The 19,381-nt window shown below is 73.4% G+C and carries 17 protein-coding genes and 2 pseudogenes; 5 read left to right on the top strand and 14 right to left on the bottom strand.

Going from position 1 to position 19,381, the window contains the following annotated elements:
• Positions 1–237: 237 nt before the first annotated feature.
• The 3 genes from MB828_RS34105 to MB828_RS34095 form a co-directional block, all read right to left on the bottom strand.
• Positions 238–1,413, bottom strand: a complete 1,176-nt coding sequence (locus MB828_RS34105) for a carbohydrate kinase family protein (protein ID WP_430381469.1) — start codon at positions 1,411–1,413, stop codon at positions 238–240.
• 107 nt (positions 1,414–1,520) lie between these two features.
• Complete coding sequence (locus MB828_RS34100) at positions 1,521–2,810, bottom strand: glucarate dehydratase family protein (RefSeq protein WP_301651557.1); 1,290 nt, start codon at positions 2,808–2,810, stop codon at positions 1,521–1,523.
• On the bottom strand, positions 2,807–3,703 hold the full coding sequence (locus MB828_RS34095) for a 5-dehydro-4-deoxyglucarate dehydratase (RefSeq protein ID WP_430381471.1): 897 nt from the start codon (positions 3,701–3,703) through the stop codon (positions 2,807–2,809). Before MB828_RS34095 ends, MB828_RS34100 begins: the two co-directional genes overlap by 4 nt.
• Before the next feature lie 154 nt (positions 3,704–3,857).
• Here MB828_RS34095 and MB828_RS34090 point away from each other — a divergent pair, with 154 nt between their 5' ends.
• Positions 3,858–4,634 (top strand): IclR family transcriptional regulator, encoded by a 777-nt coding sequence (locus tag MB828_RS34090; RefSeq protein ID WP_301651555.1) that lies wholly within the window; start codon positions 3,858–3,860, stop codon positions 4,632–4,634.
• Positions 4,635–4,922: 288 nt separating this feature from the next.
• Positions 4,923–6,113 carry an MFS transporter gene (locus tag MB828_RS34085; protein WP_301651554.1) on the top strand — a complete coding sequence of 397 codons (1,191 nt, stop codon included), beginning with the start codon at positions 4,923–4,925 and terminating at the stop codon, positions 6,111–6,113.
• Between the two features lie 18 nt (positions 6,114–6,131).
• Here MB828_RS34085 and MB828_RS34080 read toward each other — a convergent pair whose 3' ends face one another.
• From MB828_RS34080 to hrcA, 10 genes are all read right to left on the bottom strand, one after another.
• A complete protein-coding gene (locus tag MB828_RS34080) occupies positions 6,132–7,136 on the bottom strand; it encodes an adenosine deaminase (RefSeq protein ID WP_301651553.1) in 1,005 nt (334 codons plus the stop codon).
• 20 nt (positions 7,137–7,156) lie between these two features.
• Complete coding sequence (locus MB828_RS34075; RefSeq protein ID WP_301651552.1) at positions 7,157–8,071, bottom strand: ribonuclease Z; 915 nt, start codon at positions 8,069–8,071, stop codon at positions 7,157–7,159.
• Between the two features lie 6 nt (positions 8,072–8,077).
• Positions 8,078–8,431 (bottom strand): histidine triad nucleotide-binding protein, encoded by a 354-nt coding sequence (locus MB828_RS34070; RefSeq protein ID WP_133021969.1) that lies wholly within the window; start codon positions 8,429–8,431, stop codon positions 8,078–8,080.
• A 141-nt stretch (positions 8,432–8,572) separates the two neighbouring features.
• On the bottom strand, positions 8,573–11,782 hold the full coding sequence (locus tag MB828_RS34065; RefSeq protein ID WP_301651551.1) for a S41 family peptidase: 3,210 nt from the start codon (positions 11,780–11,782) through the stop codon (positions 8,573–8,575).
• Positions 11,783–11,828: 46 nt separating this feature from the next.
• The gene (locus tag MB828_RS34060; RefSeq protein WP_301651550.1) at positions 11,829–12,419 is read right to left on the bottom strand and encodes a hypothetical protein; all 591 of its coding nucleotides are present in this window, start codon (positions 12,417–12,419) and stop codon (positions 11,829–11,831) included.
• Between the two features lie 76 nt (positions 12,420–12,495).
• On the bottom strand, positions 12,496–12,888 hold the full coding sequence (locus MB828_RS34055) for a VOC family protein (protein WP_301651549.1): 393 nt from the start codon (positions 12,886–12,888) through the stop codon (positions 12,496–12,498).
• Positions 12,889–12,927: 39 nt separating this feature from the next.
• Positions 12,928–13,677: a 16S rRNA (uracil(1498)-N(3))-methyltransferase gene (locus MB828_RS34050; RefSeq protein WP_301651548.1), complete on the bottom strand. Its 750-nt coding sequence runs from the start codon at positions 13,675–13,677 to the stop codon at positions 12,928–12,930.
• Positions 13,674–14,750: a nitronate monooxygenase gene (locus tag MB828_RS34045; RefSeq protein ID WP_301651547.1), complete on the bottom strand. Its 1,077-nt coding sequence runs from the start codon at positions 14,748–14,750 to the stop codon at positions 13,674–13,676. The genes MB828_RS34050 and MB828_RS34045 overlap by 4 nt, the downstream gene beginning before the upstream one ends.
• 97 nt (positions 14,751–14,847) lie before the next feature.
• A complete protein-coding gene (gene dnaJ, locus MB828_RS34040; RefSeq protein ID WP_133021964.1) occupies positions 14,848–15,984 on the bottom strand; it encodes a molecular chaperone DnaJ in 1,137 nt (378 codons plus the stop codon).
• Positions 15,985–17,001, bottom strand: coding sequence for a heat-inducible transcriptional repressor HrcA (hrcA, locus tag MB828_RS34035; RefSeq protein WP_046733195.1), 1,017 nt, complete (start codon positions 16,999–17,001; stop codon positions 15,985–15,987).
• A 191-nt stretch (positions 17,002–17,192) separates the two neighbouring features.
• Between hrcA and MB828_RS34030 the strand changes: the two genes are divergently transcribed.
• Both MB828_RS34030 and MB828_RS34025 read left to right on the top strand, forming a co-directional pair.
• Positions 17,193–17,915: an MBL fold metallo-hydrolase gene (locus MB828_RS34030; RefSeq protein WP_301651546.1), complete on the top strand. Its 723-nt coding sequence runs from the start codon at positions 17,193–17,195 to the stop codon at positions 17,913–17,915.
• A 34-nt stretch (positions 17,916–17,949) separates the two neighbouring features.
• Positions 17,950–18,765 carry a DUF3097 domain-containing protein gene (locus MB828_RS34025; RefSeq protein ID WP_301651545.1) on the top strand — a complete coding sequence of 272 codons (816 nt, stop codon included), beginning with the start codon at positions 17,950–17,952 and terminating at the stop codon, positions 18,763–18,765.
• Between the two features lie 266 nt (positions 18,766–19,031).
• On the opposite strand, the pseudogene MB828_RS34020 reads toward MB828_RS34025, so the two are convergent.
• A pseudogene (locus MB828_RS34020) lies at positions 19,032–19,286 on the bottom strand (radical SAM family heme chaperone HemW); the annotation flags it as partial.
• Between MB828_RS34020 and MB828_RS34015 the strand changes: the two are divergent.
• Positions 19,279–19,381 (top strand): annotated as a pseudogene (locus MB828_RS34015) (serine hydrolase); the annotation flags it as partial. The pseudogenes MB828_RS34020 and MB828_RS34015 overlap by 8 nt on opposite strands.

The following is a 19,381-nucleotide window of genomic DNA, read 5'->3' as shown; positions in this document are numbered from 1 at the left end:
TTCTCAGTCGCCGTGGCCGCGGTGCCTCCCCAGTCCGCGTAGCCGCGTGCCGGGGTGCCTTTTCAGTTGCCGTCGCCGCGGTGCCTCTGCGGTTCGCGTAGCCGCGGTCGCTTTCCAGTCGTCGTAGCCGCGGGCATGCGTGCCGCTGGGGGCGGCACGGGTGGGCGCGGCGGCACCCTGCCAGCGCCGGTAAGTGAAACCCCGCCCCCGCTCACCCGCACCCGCACCCGGCCCCGCTCACCCCGTTCCGCCGAAGCCGATCGTCGGTACCGCTCTTCGGAGGGGCCAGGGCCGTACCTGGTCCTCCTCGGGCACCAGGCCCTCCAGGAACGCGTACCGCCGCAGCGCCGCCGGGTCCTGCCCTGCCACCGACTGGACCTTCCGCCACCACGCCCCGATCTCCGACCAGCCCGGCGCGGACAGGGAACCGCCGAACTCCTGGACGGACAGCGCCGCCGTGAGGCCCGCGAAGGCGAGGCGGTCGGCGAGCGGCCAGTCGGCCAGCGTGCCGGTGACGAACCCGGCGACGAAGACATCGCCCGCGCCGGTCGGGTCGAGGGCCTCCACGGCGATCGCCGGGACCTGCGCGGACTCGCCGGTACGGCCGTCGACGGCGTACGCGCCCTCCGCGCCGAGGGTGACGACCGCGAGGGGCACGTACGCGGTGAGGGCGTGCGCGGCGGCCCGCGGGCAGTCGGCGCCGGTGTACCGCATCGCCTCCTCCGCGTTCGGCAGGAACGCCTCGCAGTGTTCGAGGTCGGCGAGCGCGCCCAGGTCCCACTCCCCGGTGTCGTCCCAGCCCACGTCGCCGAAGATGCGGGTGCCCTCGGCGGCGGCACGGGCGATCCACGGGTTGCGTTTGCCGGGCGTGAGGGAGGCGACCGCGGCACGCGCGTGCGCGGGGTGGCCGGGTGCGTTCTGCTGCCGGAACAGGGTGTCGGCGGGCGGCTCGTGCCCGTGGGAGACCATGGTCCGCTCCCCCTCGTAGGCCATGGAGACCGTCACCGGCGAGTGCCAGCCGCGCACCGTGCGGGACGGCGAGAGGTCGATGCCCTCGCCCTGGGCGAGCGTGTTCCAGCAGTACTCGCCGTAGTGGTCGTCGCCGAAGGCCGCCGCGAGGGACGTCTTCAGGCCGAGGCGGGCGAGGGCGGTGGCCATGTTGGCGATGCCGCCGGGGCTGGAACCCATCCCCCGGGCCCAGGACTCGGTGCCCCGGACCGGGGCGGAGCCCAGGCCGGTGAAGATGATGTCGAGGAAGACGGTGCCGGTGAGGTAGACGTCCCAGGGCGGGTCGCCGGGCGTGCGCAGGCCGGCCAGCGGGTCGACCTGTGCGGCGCAGTGCGGTGCTGTTGCTCCCCTGTCGTCGTCGAGGTACTCCGGTTCCTCTCCGGCGAACGCGTTGGACGCGGTCACGGTGCGCTCCCTGACGTGGTGCGGATCCGGCCAGTGTGCACCATGTCACGGGAGCGGCGGCCGTCCTCGTCGTACGCGCGCCCGAACGAGCACCCCGGTCCGCGCCGCTACCAGCGGGGCACGGCCGGTGTCGTCCACCCCGGTTCGGCCACCCGCATCGCCGCTGCGTCGTCGCGGTCGCGGAGCGTCCCGTCGTCGTCCAGCCAGCGCCGGTGCAGCCGTCGTACCTTCTCGTGGTCGAGTTCGACGCCCAGGCCGGGCGCGTCGGAGACGGTGACCCGGCCGGCGTCGAAGGTGAGGCGTTCGGTGAGGACGTCCTCGGTTTGCCAGGGGTAGTGGGAGTCGCAGGCGTGGTGCAGGTCGGGGACGGTCGCGGCCACGTGGGTCATCGCGGCGAGGCTGATCCCGAGGTGGGTGTTGGAGTGCATGGAGACACCGACGCCGAAGGTCCGGCAGACGGCGGCGAGTTGCTGGGTGTTGCGCAGCCCGCCCCAGTAGTGGTGGTCGGAGAGCACGACCTGGACGGCGCCCCGTGTGAACGCCTCCCGGATCTCGCCGAACGTCGTCACGCACATGTTGGTGGCGAGCGGGACGTCCGTGCCGGCGGCCACCTCGGCCATCGCCGGGGTGCCGAGCGCCGGGTCCTCCAGGTACTCGAGGACGTCCCCGAGTTCCTTCGCGACCTTCAGCGAGGTCTCCACCGACCAGGCGCCGTTCGGGTCCAGGCGCAGCGGGTGGCCGGGGAACGCCTCGGCGAGGGCCCGTACGGCCGCGATCTCCTCGTCGGGCGGGAAGACCCCGCCCTTGAGCTTGAAGGAGGTGAAGCCGTGGCGCTCGGTGAGGCGGCGGGCCTGTGCGACGACGCCCGCCGGGTCGAGCGCGGCCCCCCAGTCGTCGGTCTCGGCCGGCCGGCCCGCCGGATGCGCGGCCCACTTGTAGAACAGGTAGGCGCTGTACTCGACCGAGTCGCGGACCTTGCCGCCGAGCAGGGCGTGCACGGGCAGGCCGAGGGTCTTGCCGAGGGCGTCCAGGCAGGCCACCTCGAAGCCGGAGACCACGGACAGCCGCAGTTTGTCGGCGGTCTGCACGCCGCGCAGCCCGCCGACGTCGACCTGCCCGGAGACCCGGGCCGTGTCCACGGCGACCTCGTCGGCGACGGTGAACAGCCCGTTCAGGTCGCCGGCCTGACGCCCGCGCAGCCGCTCCGCGAACGGCCGGGCCAGCTCCAGGTACTTGGTGTCGCCGTAGGTCTCGCCGACGCCGACCACCCCGTCCGCGGTCTCCACCTCCACGATCAGGCGGGGCGTGTACGGCTGGTGGACGCCCTGGGTGTTCAGCAGCGGCGGGTCGGCGACCAGGACCGGGGTGAGCCGGACGTCGGTGATCGTGAGGTTCACAGGGAGGCTCCTACGAGGTCGAGTCCGGCGCCGAGCAGGGCCCCGAGGTCGGCGAGGTCGGCGGGCGAGGGGTCGGTGAGCGGGGCGCGCACCGGTCCCACCGGCCGGCCGCGCAGCCGGGCCGCGGCCTTCACGAGTGACACGGCGTACCCGGGGACCCGGTCACGGAGTTCGACGAACGGCACGTAGAAGTCGCGCAGCAGCTTGTCGACCGTGCCGTGCTCGCCGTCGCGGAGGGCGGCGAAGAAGGCGCCGGCGATCTCGGGGGCGAAGGCGTGCACGGCGGAGGAGTAGGCGGGGACGCCGACGGTGGCGTAGGCGCGGGCCTGGATCTCGGCGGTGGCGGCGCCGTTGAAGAAGAGGAAGCCGTCCGGGGCGGCGAGGGTGAGCCGCTGGAGCCGGTCGAGGTCGCTGTGCCCGTCCTTGAGCCCGATGACGCCGGGGATCCGGGCGATCCGCGTCAACGAGGCCGCCGTGTAGGCGACCTGGCCGCGCTGGTAGGCGACGAGCGGGAGCGGGGTCAGGGCCGCCAGCCGCTCCAGTTGCGCGACCAGTCCGTCCTGCGGGGCGGCCACGAGGTAGTGCGGCAGCACGAGCAGGGCGTCGGCGCCGGCCTCCTCGGCGACGCGCGCGAACCGGGCGGCCTGCGCCCAGCCGTACCCCACGCCGGCGACCACCGGCATCCGCCCCGCGGCCTCCTCGACCGCGACGGTCACGACCCGCCGGTACTCGTCCTCGTCCAGCGAGAAGAACTCCCCGGTGCCGCAGGCCGGGAAGAGGGCACCGGGCCCGGCGGCCAGCTGCCCGGCGACGTACTCCCGGAACCCCTCCACGTCGAGGGTCCCGTCGGGGTGGAACGAGGTGAGCGGGAACGACAGCACCCCGCCCGCCATCCCGTCCCGCAGCCCCCGCACCACGCTCTCCGGCTGTCCGGCCACCGCGTCCATCTCCCCATGTAGACGTCATACACGTATGAAGACAGAGACTAGATATGCGAACGCACCCCCGTCAACGGCGCACCCCGCCCCGCCCCCTTACGATCTGCACATGTCCGAGACAGCAGGCGTCCGCGAGGTGAAGTCCGCGGCGCGCACGGTGGAGCTGCTGGAGCTGCTCGCGGCCCGCGCCGACCGCCCGGCCCGCCTCCAGGAACTCGCCGACGAACTCGGCGTCCCGCGCAGCTCGATGTACGCGCTGCTGCAGACCCTGATCGCACGCGGCTGGGTCCGCACCGACAGCACCGGTTCCCTCTACGGCATCGGCATCCGCACCCTGCTGACCGGCACCAGCTACCTGGACTCCGACCCGCGCGTCCGCCTGGTCCGCCCCTATCTGGACGAGGCCTCCGAGGCGCTCGGCGAGACCATCCACCTGGCCCGCCTTGACGGCCGCGACGTGGCGTACCTGGCGACCCGGGAGTCCCACGAGTACCTGCGCACGATCAGCAGGGTGGGCCGCCGGCTCCCGGCCCACGCGGGCGCCCTCGGCAAGGCCCTGCTGGCGGAACGCCCCGACGCCGGCCTCCCCGAGGGCCCGTACGAGTCCCTGACCCCCCACACCCGTACGACCCGGGCCGCCCTCGCCGCCGACCTCGCCGGGGTCCGCGCCCGCGGCTACTCGGTCGACCGCGAGGAAGGCGTCACCGGCATCACCGGCTTCGGCTTCGCCCTGCGCTACGACACCCCACCCCAGGACGCCATCAGCTGCTCGGTACCGGTGACCCGCCTGACCCCGGAACACGAGGCCAGGATCGTCGAAGTGATGCAGGAAACCCGCACAAGAATCGAGTCAGCGACACCAGGCGGCACAGTCAACTGGCGCTGACAAAGCGCCCCGAAGGGGGCGCTGGGGGTACCCCCGGCCGAAGGCTGGGGGAGGAACTGCGCGAGCAACCACACCCAACCCGCACCCGCCAACGCACCGTCCCCGCACGGCGCGCGGCGCTCCTACCCCACCACCCGCCCCCGAAACAGAACATGACCCACATCACACCCCCCGCGCTTCTTCGATCCCCCCTCGCTTGATACAAATTGCCCGCGCGTTCCTGTCCCTCGACGGCCTGCGCCCAACCCCCTTTCTCCACCGCTCCTTTCGCATGCCCTGGGAACGCCCGTGTCCGCCCCCCGCACCACCCCCTGGCCCCTCGTCGCCCTTTTCACGGCCGGGTACCTCGCCCCGTACCTCCTGCCGACCACCGTCGGCAGACTCGACTCGGGGCTCCCCCTCACCCCCACCGAGGCCGGCGCCATCGGCAGCGCCCTGCTCCTGGCCTCCGCGGCCGCCGGCTTCCTGCTGGCGTCCCGCGTGGACCGCGTCGGCCCCCGCGCCCTCGCCCGGACCGGCCTGCTGCTCGCCGCCCTCGGCTACGGCGGCGCCGCCCTCACCCCCCACGTCCCCGCGGTCGTCGCCGGCGCGCTCGTCGGCGGCTTCGGCTCCGGCACGGTCACCGCCGTCGCCGCCACCGGGATCGCCGCCCAGAAGGACCCGCACCGCGTCACCACCCTCGGCCTGCTCGCCGTCTCCGCCCTGGCCGGTGCCGTCTACCTGACGGTCCCGCACCTCGGTCCTGGCCACGCGCAGCCCCTCGCCGCGATCGCGCTCACCGCACTCGCCGTCTGGCCGCTCACCGCGCGGCTCACCTCCCGTACCGCCCGGACCGTCGCCGTCACCGCCGGTCCACGCCTGCCCCACCTGCGGTCGGGTCTGCTGCTGGCCGCCGCGATGCCCTGCTGGTCGGCCGCGCAGAACTCGCTGTGGGGTGTGAGCGGCCGGATCGGCCTGTCCCAGGCGCACCTGAGCGAGGCGACCGTCGGCGCGGTGTTCGCCGTCGCGCTCGGCTTGGGCCTGCTGGGCGTGGTCGGCGCGGGTGCGCTCGGCCCGCGTCTCGGCCAGGCCCTGCCGATCGGCCTGGGCACCGTACTGATCGCGGGCTGTATCGCGCTGAGCGCGTCCGCCACCGACCTGACGACGTTCGCGTCCGGCGAGATCGCCTGGAACCTGCTCTACCCGGTGGTCCTGTCGTACGTCATCGGCCTGGCCGCCGCCCTGGACCCGCGGGGCCGCTGGGCCGTCCTGGTCGGCTCGGCGTCGTCGCTGGGGACGGCCGTCGGCCCGATGACCGGCAGCCTGCTGGCGGCCCGGGCGGGTTTCCCGGCGATGGGGGCGGTCCTCGCGGTGGGCCTGCTGGCGGTCGCGGTACCGCTGACGGCGGTGGCGCTGCGGCGCAGGACCACCACCGTCGCGGCCGGCCCGGCGCTCACCGACGCCGGCGAGGCGACGGTCCGGCTGGACGTGGCGGCCTAGAACAGCGCCCGGCGGACCCTACGCGGGTCCGGTGCCGAACTCGTAGGCGTCGACCTCGGCGAGGTAGCGGGCCCGCAGTTCCTCGTCGTCCTCCAGGAAGGACGCCAGGAAGGAGTTGCGGGCCAGCTCCCGCATCTGCTCCCGGGACAGGCCCAGGGTGTCGCGCACCGCGTGGTAGTTGTCGGCGACGTACCCGCCGAAGTACGCCGGGTCGTCGGAGTTGACCGTGCACAGCAGCCCGGCCTCGATCATGGCCGGAAGCGGGTGCTCGGCCAGCGCGTCGACCGCGCGCAGCCGCACGTTGGACAGCGGGCACAGGGTCAGCGGGATCCGCTCCCGCACCAGCCGCGCCACCAGTTCGGGGTCCTCCATGCAACGCAGCCCGTGGTCGACGCGTTCCACACCGAGCAGGTCCAGCGCCTCGGTGATGTAGGCCGGCGGCCCCTCCTCACCGGCGTGCGCCACCCGCCGCAGCCCGAGTGCGGCGGCGGCCTCGTACACCTCGCGGAACTTGACGGGCGGGTTCCCGACCTCGGCCGAGTCCAGTCCGACACCGGTGATCCGGTCGAGGTACGGCTTCGCCGCCTCCAGCGTCGCCATCGCCGACTCCGCGGACTCGTCCCGCAGGAAGCACATGATCAGGCGGGTGGAGATCCCGTGGTTCTCGGCGCTCCGGCCGAGCGCCCGCCACAGGCCCTCGACGACCGTCCCCATGTCCACGCCCCGCGCGAGGTGCGCCTGCGGGTCGAAGAAGATCTCGGCGTGCCGCACGCCCTGCGCGGCGGCCCGCGAGAGGTACGCGTCGGCGAGGTCGTCGAAGTCCCGCTCGGTGCGCAGGACGGCCATGAGCTCGTAGTACAGGTTCAGGAAGGACTGCAGGTCCTCGAACTGGTAGGCCTCGCGCAGCGCTTCGCTGTCCGCGTAGGGCAGCTCGACGCCGTTGCGCGCGGCCAGCATGAACGCCAGCTCGGGCTCCAGGGTGCCTTCGATGTGGAGGTGCAGTTCTGCTTTCGGGAGGGGCATCAAAGCATCGTACGGCCGCTTCACCTGCGCTTCGGTACCGGCACTCGGAGCAGGTCGTGGGCGACGGTCAGCTCGCCCTCGTAGCCGGCGGCCCGTGCCTGCCGTTCGAACTCCTCGGGGTTCGCGGGTTCGGGATAGCGCTGGCTGAAGTGGGTCAGCACCAGGTGCCGTACGCCCGCGTCCCGGGCGACGGCCGCCGCCTGCCCGGCGGTCAGGTGGCCGTGTTCCTCGGCGAGCCGGGCGTCCTCGTCGAGGAAGGTGGACTCGATGACGAGCAGGTCGCAGTCCGCCGCGAGGGCGTGCACGCCCTCGCACAGCCGGGTGTCCATGACGAACGCGAACCGCTGGCCGCGCCGCACCTCACTGACCTCCTCCAGAGTGACGTCCCCGAGGACGCCCGCGCGCTGGATCCGGCCGACGTCGGGGCCCTTGATGCCGTGCGCGGCGAGCAGTCCGGGCAGCATGCGGCGGCTGTCGGGTTCGACGAGCCGGTAGCCGTAGGACTCCACCGGGTGGGAGAGCCGGCGGGCCTGGAGCGTGTACGACCGGGTGGCGGCGACCTCGCCGTCCGCGTCGACGGGGACCTCGGTGATGCCGACGGTCTCGCGGTAGGCGGTGGCGTGGCGGAGCCGCTCGAAGAAGTGCTGCCCGGACCTCGGGTAGTGCGCGGTGACCGGGTGCGGGACCTTGTCGAGGTTGATCCGCTGGATCACGCCGGCGAGACCGAGGGAGTGGTCGCCGTGGAAGTGGGTGACACAGATCCGGTTCAGGTCGTGCGCGGCGACCCCGGCCCGCAGCATCTGCCGCTGGGTGCCCTCGCCGGGGTCGAAGAGGATGCCCTCGCCGTCCCACCGCAGCAGGTAGCCGTTGTGGTTGCGGTGCCGGGTGGGCACCTGGCTGGCCGTGCCGAGGACCACCAGTTCACGTACGGACACGGTGGCCTAGCCGGGCGGCCACTGGAGGCCGCGGCCGCCGAGGATGTGGGCATGGGTGTGCCAGACGGTCTGGCCCGCGCCGCTGCCGGTGTTGAAGACGATGCGGTAGCTCTCCAGCTTCTCGTCGTCGGCGACGGCCTGGGCCTCACGCAGTATGTCGGCGGCGATCGTGGGTTCGCCCTCGGCGAGTTCGGCCGCGTTCTTGTAGTGGACCCGGGGGATCACCAGGACGTGGGTGGGGGCCTGGGGGTTGATGTCCCGGAAGGCGACGGTGGTGTCCGTCTCCCGGACGATCGTCGCGGGGACGTGACCTGCGACGATCTTGCAGAAGAGGCAGTCGTCCTGGGGTTCCCCTGGCATGTTTTCTCCTCGCCCGGTGATCAGTTTCGGGGGCATCGTATCGTCGTCGGGCGCGGGTGCGTGGGGGTTGATCGCGCCCCCGCGGCGGAGCCGCATATCAAACGCAGCCCCGCGCCCCTGGACGGGACCCGGCGCCCCTTCCTACAGCGGCAACGTCGGCGGAGCCTTGGCCGGAGTCGTCTCAAGCGCCTCCAGCGCTATCCGCACCGCCTCGTCCAGTTGGGGGTCCCGGCCCGCGCCCCAGTCCTGCGGGGTCTGTACGACCTCCACGTCCGGGTCGACGCCGTGGTTCTCCACGCCCCAGCCGTAACCCTCCAGCCAGAACGCGTACTTCGGCTGGGTGACCAGCGTGCCGTCGACCAGGCGGTAGCGGCTGTCGATGCCGATGACGCCGCCCCAGGTGCGGGTGCCGACCACCGGGCCGATGCCCAGCGCCTTGATCGCCGCGTTGACGATGTCGCCGTCCGAACCGGAGAACTCGTTCGCCACGACGACCACCGGGCCCCGGGGCGCGTCCTTCGGGTAGCTGAGCGGGCGCATGCCGCGCGGCAGGTCCCAGCCGACGATACGGCGGGCCAGTTTCTCCACCACGAGCTGCGAGGTGTGCCCGCCGCGGTTCTCGCGGACGTCCACGACGATGCCCTCGCGGGCCATCTCCACGTTCAGGTCGCGGTGGATCTGGGCCCAGCCCGGCGCCTGCATGTCGGGCACGTGGAGGTAGCCGAGCCGGCCGCCGGACGCCGCGTGCACGTGGGCGCGGCGGTCGGCGACCCAGGCGTGGTAGCGCAGCGGTTCCTCGTCGGAGACCGGTACCACCACGGGGTGGCGTAGGTCGCCGCCGCCGGCCGGGGACACGGTCAGCTCGACCGCCTTGCCGGCGGTGCCGACGAGCAGCGGGCCGGGACCGGTCACCGGGTCGACGGGCCGGCCGGCGACGGCCACGATCGCGTCGCCGGGGCGTACCGCGGCGCCGGGTGCCGCCAGCGGGGAGCGGGCGCCGGGGTCGGACGTCTCGGTGGGCAGGATCCGGTCGATGCGCCAGCTGCCGTCCTCGTGACGGGAGATGTCGGCGCCGAGCAGTCCCTGGCGGGCGCCGCCGCCGTAGCCGCTGCGCGGGGTGACGTAGGCGTGCGAGGTGCCGAGTTCGCCCTGCACCTCCCAGAGCAGGTCGACGAGGTCGTCGTGGGTGGCGCACCGGTCGACGAGCGGACGGTAGCGGTCGAGGACGCCGGCCCAGTCGACGCCGCCGAGGTCGGGCCGCCAGAACTGGTCGCGCATGATGCGGCCGGTCTCGTCGAACATCTGCCGCCACTCGGCGGCCGGGTCGACGGTCCCCCGGACCCGGGACAGGTCGACGGTGATGTTGCTGTCGCTGTCGTCGTCGCCGGAGGCGCGGCGGTCGCTGGGTACCACCCTGAGCTTGCCGTCGGCCCACAGCAGGACGCGTTTGCCGTCGCCGCTGACCTCGAAGTGGTCGGCGTCGGAGGCGAGGTACTCGATGCGCTGCTGGGCGAGGTCGTAGCGCTCCAGCTCGGTCTTGGGCGCCGGGTCCTCGGGGTGGGCGCGGGAGGCGCCGAGCACGCCGCGCACCGGGTGGCGCAGCCACAGCACACCGTCCTTGGCGGCGCGCAGTCCGGAGTAGCGGCCGGCCTCCACGGGGAACGGCACGATCCGGTCGGCGAGGCCCTCCAGGTCGACGCGGGTGGCGGGGGTGCCCTCGGCGTCCGGGGTCTCGTCCTTGTCGGGGGTCTCGAAGGGGCGGCCGTGGCGCTGCGGGCCGAACGGCGACGGGGTGGTGGCCGCGAGCGTGATCAGGTGCGGGCGGTCGCCGACCACGAACGCCAGGTCGAAGACGTGCTCGTCGTAGACCGGGTCGAAGGAGCGGGTGGAGAGGAAGGCGAGGTGTTTGCCGTCGCGGGTGAAGACGGGGTCGTAGTCCCGGAACCGCAGGGGGGTGGCCTCGGTGACGGTGAGGTCGGTGGTGTGGGCGACGCGGAGCTGGCAGAGGCCGCCGGCGCCGGGGTGGGACCAGGCCAGCCAGCCCGAGTCCGGGGAGAAGGCGAGGCCCGACACGTCGCCGTCCTCGCTGCGGTCGACCTCGCGGACCTCGCCCGTCTCGCGTTCCACGAGGAGCAGCCGTCCGTCGTGCGCGGCGACCGCGACCCGGCCGCCGTCGGGGGCGACGGCGAGGTCCAGGACCCGGCCGAGCTGTCCGGCGGCGATCCGGCGCGGGGTCGAGCCGGGGGCGAGGCCGGTGGCGGGGGCGAACTCCAGGGCGTCCTCGCCCTCGGCGTCCGTCACCCACACCACCCATTCCTCCGCGTCCGCGCGGAAGGTGACGGGCAGCCGGGCCCGCACCCCGGGCCGGGCGGCGAGGGCGCGCGCCGGCCCGGACCGGTGGGTCACCCAGTGCACGCCGCCACGCACCAGGACGGCGCTGCCGCGCGCGGTGTGGTCGGGCGAGGCCGAGCCGAACCAGCGGGCCGCGTTGACCGGGTACGGCTGCCGGTCCACCCGCTGCCCGCCGAGCCGGACGTCCAGCGGGCGCGGCTCGGCGCCCTCCAGGTCGTCCAGGAGCCAGAGTTCACCGGCCGAGGCGTAGACGACCCGGGTGCCGTCGGTCGCCGCGTGCCGGGCGTAGAAACCGGCGAGCGGCGTGTGCCGGCGCAGGTCGGAGCCGTCGGCGAGGGAGGAGTACAGCGCTCCGGTGCCCTCGTGGTCGGAGAGGAACGAGATCCGGTCGCCGACCCACCCGGGGTACTCCAGGTTCCCGTCGAGTTCCTCGTGCAGCCGTACGAACTCGCCGTCCCCGGCCCGGTCGATCCACAGCTTCCCGGCGGTACCGCCCCGGTACCGCTTCCACCAGGCCGCCTCCCGTCCCATCGGCGCGGACAGCAGCACGGTGGCCGGGCCGTGGGCGACATGGCCGACGGGGCCGTACGGCAGGACGGTGGAGGGGCCGCCGTCGAGCGGGACCGTGTGCGCCCAGCTGCGCCGGAGGCTGGACTGGCCGTGGGTGGTGATCGCGAGGACCTGTCCGTCGTCGGTCCAGCCGCGCACCTGGGTACGGGAACTCCCCCAGTGCGTCAGGCGGGTCGAGGGGCCGCCGTCGACGGGGGCGATGTGGATCTCGGGCGCGCCGTCGCGGGTGGACGTCCAGGCGACGGTGGTGCCGTCGGGCGAGATCCGCGGCAGGGCCACCGGCATGTTGTCGGCGCTGACCCGCCAGGCCCGGCCGCCGTCGAGGGGCGCGAGCCACACGTCGTCCTCGGCGGTGAAGGCGATCAGATCGCCGTGGACGTGGGGAAATCGGAGGTAGGACCGCGGTCCTGTCGCTGCACCCTGAGTCACCCGCTCAGCCTATGCACCACGGCCCGTGCGCGGCGGCCGATTTCGATCACTTTCCCTGCACGGGGCGGCACCTGGGGTCGCTCTCGCACCAGATCGTCCTCGTCACGGTCACGGTGGGACCGGGCTGCTGCCCGTAGGTGGGCGGCCGGTAGGTGCTGTACGCGGGTCCGGGCGTGGCGTCGCAGTTCCCGAGGCCGTTCACCCGGAACCACTCCTTGCCGCCGACCTTCGCGACCAGGTTCCCGCGCACACAGGCCCCGCTGACCGCCTTGGTGACCCGCCCGGTGACGGTGATCGCCCGCCCGTCCTTGGTCCTGCCGTTGCAGTCGACGGAGACGACGGTGGTCTCGGTCGCCGAGGGCGTCTTCTGCGACGAGCCCGCCGAGCGGGTCGTGGCGGCCGAGCCGTAGCTGCCGTTGCAGGTGAGCCAACTGACGTCCACGTGCTGCCGTTTCAGCTCGGCGGTGGCCGTCTGGTCGGTGGTGTACGCGACGGTCGCGGTGTTCAGGTCGCCGGGCCGGCAGCCGGCCAGGCCGCCGGCGGCGACCACCGCGAGCGCCGCCACGGCCGCCGCCCTGCTGCCGAGCGGCCGGCTGCTGCCGAGCGGCCGGCGCCAAATCCGCCTCAATGCCCCCATGGAGGGCAGCCTGCCACCGTACCGGCCGTGGCGGTAGAGGGCTTACGGCCACTCACGTGTTCGGAACCGTCACCCGTCAGGTGCGCAGCAGCAGCCACTCCTGGAGTTCCACCAGGTTGCCCTCCGGGTCCTTGAGGTGGGCGACCCGCATCCGCTGCGTCATGGGCTCGGGCCCGTGCACCAGGACGGCGCCGCGTCCGGTGATCTGCTCGCAGTAGGCGTCGAGGTCGTCGACGCGGAGCACCACCAGCGAACGGTGCCCGGTGGCCACGTCGCCCAGTTCGCCCAGTATCTCGGCCATCATCGCCCGGTCCTGAAGGGCGATCCCGGCGGACCCGGCGTGCGGACTGAACTTCTCGTACGGTCCCTCGCCCGTCCCCGACTGCGGCCTGAGCCCGAGCACTTCGGCGTAGAAGCGGTAGCAGGCGGCGAAGTCGGTGACCAGGAGCCGGACTTGGGCGAGTTCCACGGCGCGTTCCCCCAGGGTGCGGTGCGGGTGTCGGGCGGGTCAGGACCAGCGGCCGGTGCGGCCCAGCAGCAGGGCCGCCGCCACGGTGCCGGCCGTCGACGTACGCATCACCGTAGGCCCCAGGGTGTACGCCCGCGCACCCGCCTCCTCGAACAACGCCAACTCGTCCCGGGCGACGCCCCCTTCGGGCCCGACGACCAGCACGATCTCGCCCCCGGCGGGCAGGTGGGCGGTGGCGAGCGGCGCGCTGTCGTGCTCGAAGTCCGAGTGGAGCACGGCGGCGAAGTCCGCTCCGGCGAGCAGAGCCGCGACCTGCTTGGTGGTCGCGGCGTCCGCGACCTCGGGGAAGCGCACCCGGCGGGACTGCTTCCCGGCCTCGCGGGCGGTGGCCCGCCACTTGGCGAGCGACCTGAGCCCCCGGTCGCCCTTCCACTGGGTGATGCAGCGGGCGGCCTGCCAGGGCACCACACCGTCGACGCCGACTTCGGTCATGGTCTCCACGGCGACCTCCCCGCGGTCGCCCTTGGGCAGTGCCTGCACCACGGTGATCCGGGGCGCGGGCACCGGCTCCTCGGCCACCGTGCCCAGGTGCACGACCAGCCGGTCCTTGCCCTCGGCGGCGATCACCTCGCACACGGCGTAGCGGCCGGCGCCGTCGGTGAGCACGACCTCCTCACCGGCCTCGAGCCGTTTCACGGAGACCGCGTGCCGCCCCTCGGGGCCGTCCAGCACGTACTGGCCGCCGCTTGCGGCAGGCAGCTGCTCCACGACGAACACGGGAGCTGTCATCGCCCCTCCTCCTTGGCGGACAACGCTGTCGAAGCGGCCGCGAGTTCTGCCACCAGAGTCTCCACCAGCCGGGCCGCGGGCAGTTCCCGGGCCAGCCGGTGGCCCTGCCCGGCCCACAGGGCCATGCCCTGGGCGTCCCCGGCACGGGCGGCGGCCTTGCGCAGCGGGGCGGTGAGGTGGTGGACCTCCGGGTAGGCGGCGGGCGCGTACGGGCCGTGCTCGCGCAGGAAACGGTTGACGAGACCGCGGGCGGGCCGCCCGGAGAACGCCCGGGTCAGCTCGGTGCGGGCGAACAGGGGATCGGTCAGGGCCTGCTTGTGCGGGCCGGCGGCGCCGGACTCCGGGGTGGCCAGGAAGGCCGTGCCCAGCTGCGCCGCGGTCGCCCCCGCCGCGAGCACGGCGGCCAGCTGACTGCCCCGCATGATCCCGCCCGCGGCCACCACCGGCAGGCTCACGGTCTCCCGTATCTGCGCGAGCAGCGCGAGCAGCCCGATCCCGGCGCCGTCGTTCTCGGGGACGTCCCGGTGGGTGCCCTGGTGTCCGCCGGCCTCGACGCCCTGCGCGATCACCGCGTCCGCGCCGGCCCGCTCGACGGCGCGGGCCTCCTCCGCGGTGGTCGCGGTGACCAGGGTGAAGGTGCCGGCCCGGCGCAGCGAGTCCAGCACCTCGGGGGTCGGCACGCCGAAGTGGAAGGAGACCGCGGCCACCGGGTCGTCGAGGAGCACGGCCAGCTTGGCGTCGTACCCGTCGTCCCGGCCGCTGTCCGGATCACCGAGCTCGGTCCCGTACCAGGAGGCCTCACCGGCCAGCTGGTGCGCGTAGAGGTCCACGGCCCCGGACTCCGCGTGCTCCGGCTGCGGCATGAACAGGTTGACCCCGAAGGGACGGCCGGTCAGCCCCCGCATCTGCTTGATCTCCTGGTACATCCCGTCGGCGGTCTTGTACCCGGCGGCCAGGAACCCCAGCGCGCCCGCCTCGGACACGGCGGCGGCGAGCTGCGGCACGGAGACCCCGCCCGCCATGGGGGCCTGCACGATCGGAAAGCGGCAGAGATCGGTCAGTGCGGAGGACATGACGGCATGTTGTCACGTCCTCCGAACAAGACCGAATCGGCCGCCCCTTTGGCACATGCCAGAAATGTCGCGCGCGGCCAGCGCCCGTCGAACGCGGTCAGCGCCCGTTGAACGCGTCCTTCAACCGGCTGAACAGACCCTGCTGACCGGGCTGGAACTGCCCCGTCGGCCGTTCCTCCCCGCGCAGCTTCGCCAGCTCCCGCAGCAACCGCTCCTGCTCGGGGTCGAGCTTCGTGGGAGTGGTCACCTCGACGTGCACGATCAGGTCGCCCCGGCCGCCGCCCCGCAGGTGCGTGACCCCGCGCCCGTGCAGCGGGATCGACTGCCCCGACTGGGTGCCCGGCCTGATGTCGACCTCCTCCATCCCGTCCAGCGTCTCCAGCGGCACCTTCGTACCGAGGGAAGCCGCCGTCATCGGGATGGTCACCGTGCAGTGCAGGTCGTCACCGCGCCGCTGGAACGTGGAGTGCGGCAACTCGTGGATCTCGACGTACAGGTCACCGGCGGGACCGCCGCCGGGCCCGACCTCGCCCTCACCGGCGAGCTGGATCCGCGTGCCGTTGTCGACGCCCGCCGGGATCTTCACGGTCAGCGTCCGCCGCGACCGCACCCGCCCGTCACCGGCGCACTCGGGGCACGGCGTCGGTACGACCGTCCCGAAGCCCTGGCACTGCGGACACGGCCGGGACGTCATGACCTGGCCCAGGAACGACCGCGTCACCTGCGAGACCTCACCACGGCCCCGGCACATGTCACACGTCTGGGCGGTGGTGCCCGGCGCCGCGCCCTCACCGTTGCAGGTGTTGCAGACGACCGCCGTGTCGACCTGGATGTCCTTGGTCGTACCGAAGGCCGCCTCGTCGAGCTCCACCTCGATCCGGATCATCGCGTCCTGGCCGCGCCGCGTCCGCGACCTCGGCCCACGCTGCGACGCCGTACCGAAGAACGCGTCCATGATGTCCGAGAAGTTCCCGAACCCGCCGGCGCCGAAGCCGCCCGCGCCCCCGCCGCCGCTCTGCGACAGCGGATCCCCGCCGAGGTCGTAGACCTGCTTCTTCTGCGGGTCGGAGAGCACCTCGTAAGCGGCGTTGATCTCCTTGAACCGCTCCTGGGTCTTCGGATCCGGGTTGACGTCCGGGTGCAGCTCGCGCGCGAGCCGACGGAAGGCCTTCTTGATCTCTTCCTGCGACGCGTCGCGGCGCACGCCGAGAACGGCGTAGTAGTCCGTGGCCACTTACGACTCCGCCAGGATCTGTCCGACGTACCGTGCCACCGCTCGTACCGCTCCCATCGTTCCCGGGTAATCCATGCGGGTCGGTCCGACCACGCCGAGCTTGGCGAGTGCCTCGCCGCCCGAACCGTAACCGACCGACACCACGGACGTGGAGTTGAGTCCCTCGTGGGCGTTCTCGTGACCGATGCGTACGGTCATGCCCGAATCCCCTGCCTCGCCCATGAGTTTGAGGAGGACGACATGCTCCTCCAGAGCCTCCAGGACGGGCCGGATCATGAGGGGGAAGTCATGCCCGAAGCGGGTGAGATTGGCGGTGCCGCCGATCACCAGCCGCTCCTCGTTCTCCTCGACGAGCGTCTCCAGCAGGGTGGAGAGCACCGCCGAGACCGCGCCGCGGTCCTCGGCCTCGAAGGCGTCCGGCAGGTCCTCCACCAGCCTGGGCACGTCCGAGAACCGGCGCCCCGCGACCCGGCTGTTCAGCCGCGCCCGCAGATCCGCCAGCGACGTCTCCCCGAACGGCGCCGGGCAGTCCACCAGCCGCTGCTCGACCCGCCCGGTGTCGGTGATCAGCACCAGCATCAGCCGCGCGGGGGCGAGCGCGAGCAGTTCCACGTGCCGCACGGTCGACCGTGTCAGCGACGGGTACTGCACCACGGCCACCTGCCGCGTCAGCTGGGCCAGCAGCCGGACCGTCCGCGCCACGACGTCGTCGAGGTCGACGGCGCCGTCGAGGAAGTTCTGGATGGCCCGCCGCTCGGGCGCGCTCATCGGTTTGACACCGGCCAGCTTGTCCACGAACAGCCGGTAGCCCTTGTCGGTGGGGATCCGCCCCGCACTGGTGTGCGGCTGGGCGATGTACCCCTCGTCCTCCAGGGCGGCCATGTCGTTGCGCACCGTCGCCGGCGAGACGCCGAGGTTGTGCCGCTCGGTCAGCGCCTTCGACCCGACCGGCTCCTCGGTCCCGACATAGTCCTGGACGATGGCGCGCAACACCTGGAGCCTGCGTTCACTCAGCATCCGCGCCACACCTCCAGAGAGTCGTCCCCGTGGCCTTTCGGGCCCTTCGAGTCTTTCGAGTCTTTCGTCTGGCACTCTGCGAGCCCGAGTGCCAGCGTCCCCGGCCCAGTGTACGGCCGTCGGGTACTGACTGGGCAAGGTCGGTACGGGGACGGTACGGACCCGCCGCGTGCTACGGCTAGCGTCGCGGTATGACGGTGACTTGGGAAGAGCTGGGCTGGGAGCGGCTGGCCGAGGGCGTCGGCCGGTGCCGGCTGCCCGGCTGGGACTGCACGGCGGGGCTGGTTCTCAGGCCGGGCACGGCCCTCATGGTGGACGCCGGATCGAGCCTCGCGGAGGGCGCGCGGTTGCGCACCGAGGCGCAGACACTCGCCGGCCGCCGTGTGACCCATCTCGCGCTCACCCACCCCCACTTCGATCACGTCCTCGGCGCGGCGGCCTTCGCGGGCACGGACCTGTACGCGGCGGTCGGCACGGAAACCGTCCTCGCCCACGGCCGTGAGGACCTGCGCCTGGACGCCGTCCGCAACGGCCTCCCAGCCCCCGAGGCGGAGGAGGCCGCCGACGCCCTCCCCCTCCCCCGGCACCTGGTCTCCGGCGAGTGGACCCTCGACCTCGGCGACGGCCGCCAGGCCCTGCTCGCCAACGTGGGCCCCGGCCACACCGCCCACGACCTCGCGGTCCTCGTCCCCGGCGACCCCGAGGTGGTCTTCTGCGGCGACCTGGTGGAGGAGTCCGGCGACCCGCAGGCCGGCCCCGACGCCGTACCGTCACGGTGGCCGGCCGCCCTGGACCGGCTGCTGGCGCTCGGCGGCGACCGCGCCCGGTACGTACCCGGTCACGGAGCGGTGGTGGACGCCGCGTTCGTACGGGCCCAGCGCGACGCCCTGGCAGCACGTTTCGGCGTGTCGTAGGCGCGCCGGATCCGCTTCTCCTATCGTCATCCGAATGCGCCAGTACTCGCCCGACCTGACTCCGCCCTGGAAGAAGCCGAAGCCGGTGCCCGAGGTGGCCGCCGAACCCGGCCTGGTCGTCGAGGAACCCGGCACCGGATTCTGCGGCGCGGTGATCCGCTGCGAGGCGGGCACGGTCACCCTGGAGGACCGCTTCGGCAAACACCGGGTCTTCCCGCTGGAGCCGCGCGGCTTCCTCCTGGAGGGCCGGGTGGTCACCCTCGTACGGCCCGCGTCCGCAGGCCCGGCACGCCCCTCCCGCACCGCCTCCGGCTCGGTCGCGGTCCCCGGCGCCCGCGCGCGTGTCGCCCGCGCCGGCCGTATCTACGTGGAGGGCCGCCACGACGCGGAACTCGTCGAGAAGGTGTGGGGCGACGACCTGCGCATCGAGGGCGTGGTCGTGGAGTACCTGGGAGGCGTCGACGACCTGCCGTCGATCGTGGCCGACTTCGCACCGGGCCCGGACGCCCGGCTCGGCGTACTGGTGGACCACCTGGTGCCGGGCACCAAGGAGTGGCGCATCGCGCGGTCCGTGACCGGCGACCACGCGCTGGTGGTCGGCCACCCGTACATCGACATCTGGGAGGCGGTGAAACCGTCGTCCGTGGGGATCGACGCCTGGCCCCGCGTCCCACACGGCCAGGACTGGAAGACGGGCGTCTGCAAGGCACTCGGCTGGCCCTCGGACAACACGGGCGCGGTGTGGCAGGCGATCCTCGCGCGCGTGAACTCCTACAAGGACCTGGAACCGGAACTGCTGGGACGCGTGGAAGAACTGATCGACTTCGTCACGGGCAACGGCGGGGCCTGACGTTCCCACAGGCGGCACCGGAACCGCCGAAGGGCCTCCCGGCCGGGGCGGGTGCCGCGCTCGGCCACCACGAGGGCAGGCCGAGCGCCGGTCTCGGCCGCCCCGAGATCAGGCCGAGCACCGGTCTCGGCCGGCCCGAGATCAGGCCGAGCGCCGGTCTCGGCCGCCTCGAGATCAGGCCGAGCGCCGCGCTCGGCCGCCCCGAGATCAGGCCGAGCGCCGCGCTCGGCCGCCTCGAGATCAGGCCGATTCACCCGCCCAAGTGATCAGTCCACCAGATCCCTGACCACCGCGTCCGCCAGCAGCCGTCCCCGCAGCGTCAGCACGGCCCGCCCCTCGTCGTACGCACCGCTCTCCAGCAGCCCCTCCCCGAGGGCCCGCCGCGAAGCCGCGAGGCCCGCCTCCTTCAGCAGCCCCAGTGGCACCCCCTCGCGCAGCCGCAGCTCCAGCAGGATCCGCTCCACCCGCCTGTCCTCGTCCGACAGGACCTCGCGCCCGGCCCCCGGCGACCGCCCGGGCGCCCGCACCACGCTGCCCTCCCCGCACGGCCGCGCCTACGCGACCGACGGCTCCGACGTGACCGAGCTGGACCCGCGCGTGGCCGGCGCGGCGGGTG

It is taken from the genome of Streptomyces arenae (assembly GCF_022343545.1).
Classification (GTDB): domain Bacteria; phylum Actinomycetota; class Actinomycetes; order Streptomycetales; family Streptomycetaceae; genus Streptomyces; species Streptomyces humi.
The sequence above is the reverse complement of the archived record's forward strand: the minus strand, read 5'-3'. Positions and strand labels throughout refer to the sequence as shown.